Here is a 2,200-nt window from a genome sequence, read left to right as displayed (position 1 = left end):
TTATGTTCTTTAATCACTAAGTAATTCATGATTTTACCTCCATATGGCGATTTCGTCTAGCGTCTTGGTGTTTGCGATTCCTTCGAACTGGACCTATAAGGAATACCTTAAAGTGGAGCTTTGCTCCCAGTGAAAAGGTGTGGTGCACAAGTCCCTAAAAACTTTCCCAAGTGCACCCTCGTGCAAACATTTTGTTATGTGATGTAATAAACTTTTCATTTATCATAGTTTCTTAATATATACTTCTCTAATAAGATTACTTAAACTATTCCAGCTAAGATACTCTCCATTCATTAATTCATCACTAATTGGCTTAATCATATAACTTATTCCCATAATTAATGCAATAATAAAAACCATGAATATAAAAATCACTGTTGCTTCCTGAAAATTTGAAATTGAATCATTAAATATCCTATTTATGTACGCAATCCATATAGGTGCAAATATACCAGCAATTATGCCTCTGCTAATAAAAAACTTTGGTTTATTTTCTTCTGCTTTTCTATCTATCATTTTAATAAAAACTTCTAATTTTTTTGGGTCATCTAATTCTAACTCATTTAAATATTTTTCAAATATTTTTTTCCTATACTTTAAAAAATCATCTCTATCTTTTTTATGATAAACATCCACTATAATACGCTTAACTTCAGAAAAGAAGAACGGAATAAAAATTAAAAATGGCCAACATAAAAATAATAAAATAATAGCAACTTCTAATCTTATATATACGTAATATATAAGAATACAAAGCATCAAACTTAATATACACATAAAAACTAGTTTCCGTTTATTAATATGTTTTAAATACAAAGATTTGAAAGTAAATAACTCCTTGTATTTATCGAAAACATTTAAAAGCATGTAATTAGACCTCCTTACTAAGTAAATCATTAATTTTTTACATAAGTAGTTTATTATGTCACATAACGTCTCCGTGTTTGCGACACCTTCGAACTGGACCCAAAAGGAATACCTCTTGGTGGAGCTTGTCTCCCAGTGAGAATGTGTGGCGCTCGCTATCCCTAACTCCTTTTCTCCGAGTGCCCTTGCGCAAACATTTTGTTATATGATGGATGGTTTACCAATATGCTTAGAACTTTATAAAACCACTATCTTAAGACATATACCTTATTTTTTTATCAAGACATTTATTGAAGCTAAAAAAGTATAAAACATCCATTCATACCAAAGTTCTTTATCATAATTACTCTGCTGTAGTTTATTATGATGTCTAATATCAAACCCATTAATTATATTAAAAAGATCACTATCATCCTTATTTTCAAATCTAATTCCCTGCTTTTTATAATACTCTAAAATATCAGCGAGAGTTCTAACCGCATCTTTCTTCTCATTAATATTAGAATCGTATCTTAAAAACTTTGATATAGCATATTTAACTCTATCATCTACATTTTTTATATCTCCAGTATCTATTTTTTTCTCAATCAATGAAGATAAACCATTGGGAGATTCAGTGTATATCTCACCTGAATCACTTAAACAGTAATCTTCCTCATATCTATCTAAAAGCTTATTTACTTCTTCACGAAACTTCTTCTGTCCTTTTTCTTTATCAAATGAAGTTGCATGCCAACCACAATTATTCCACTCATGATAATATTTATCTATTGGAGCAGATACATATTCATATAAAAACTCAATTATTGTAAAAAACTCTACTTCATCGTAATCATATATATAACCCTTTATTGGCCAAACTTCCTCAAGTCCAGTTTTCAAATAAATCTCTGCAGCAATATCTTTGCCTATTGTTCCAATAACATTCCCTTCATCTGTACAATAGTATCCCATGCCTTCATGAAAATACAGTTCATTGTCAAGTTTTATATAAAGATTCAAAAATAATTTTTTAAGCATTTCAAAGTCACATTTATCTGTCTTAATAACTCCTATTCTTTCACCATAATATTTCTTATCTACCACGCTTATCTCCTCCATTCACATAAAATAAATATCTCTTTTCACTCTTATGAATAATTATTGAAAATTTCTCATTAGCCTTCTCTCAACGTTGTGCCATCTGTCATATAACGTCTTTGGTGTTTACGACGCCTTCGAACTGGACCCCAAAGGAATACTCTTTGGTGGAGCTTTGCTCCCAGTGAGAAGGTGTTGGTGTACATCACTACAAATACTTTTCTAAGTACAACTAGTGTAAACACCTTGTTAT

2 protein-coding genes are annotated in these 2,200 nt (G+C 30.2%); both read right to left on the bottom strand.

The genetic code is table 11. The features are described from left to right. Positions 1-222: 222 nt before the first annotated feature. Positions 223-867 carry a hypothetical protein gene (locus JMO20_RS14545; RefSeq protein WP_202710424.1) on the bottom strand — a complete coding sequence of 215 codons (645 nt, stop codon included), beginning with the start codon at positions 865-867 and terminating at the stop codon, positions 223-225. 267 nt (positions 868-1,134) lie between these two features. Continuing rightward, the gene (locus tag JMO20_RS14540) at positions 1,135-1,953 is read right to left on the bottom strand and encodes a hypothetical protein (protein ID WP_202710423.1); all 819 of its coding nucleotides are present in this window, start codon (positions 1,951-1,953) and stop codon (positions 1,135-1,137) included. Positions 1,954-2,200 lie beyond the last annotated feature (247 nt).

It is taken from the genome of Sporosalibacterium faouarense (assembly GCF_016765695.1).
Lineage (GTDB): Bacteria > Bacillota > Clostridia > Tissierellales > VENL01 > Sporosalibacterium > Sporosalibacterium faouarense.
Note: the sequence above shows the minus strand (reverse complement) of the source record. Positions and strands in the feature narration are given on the sequence as shown.

Bases quoted from the DNA above. Each gene is read 5' to 3' on its own strand.
- JMO20_RS14545 (WP_202710424.1), bottom strand. From the start codon at position 867: ATGCTTTTAAATGTTTTCGATAAATACAAGGAGTTATTTACTTTCAAA.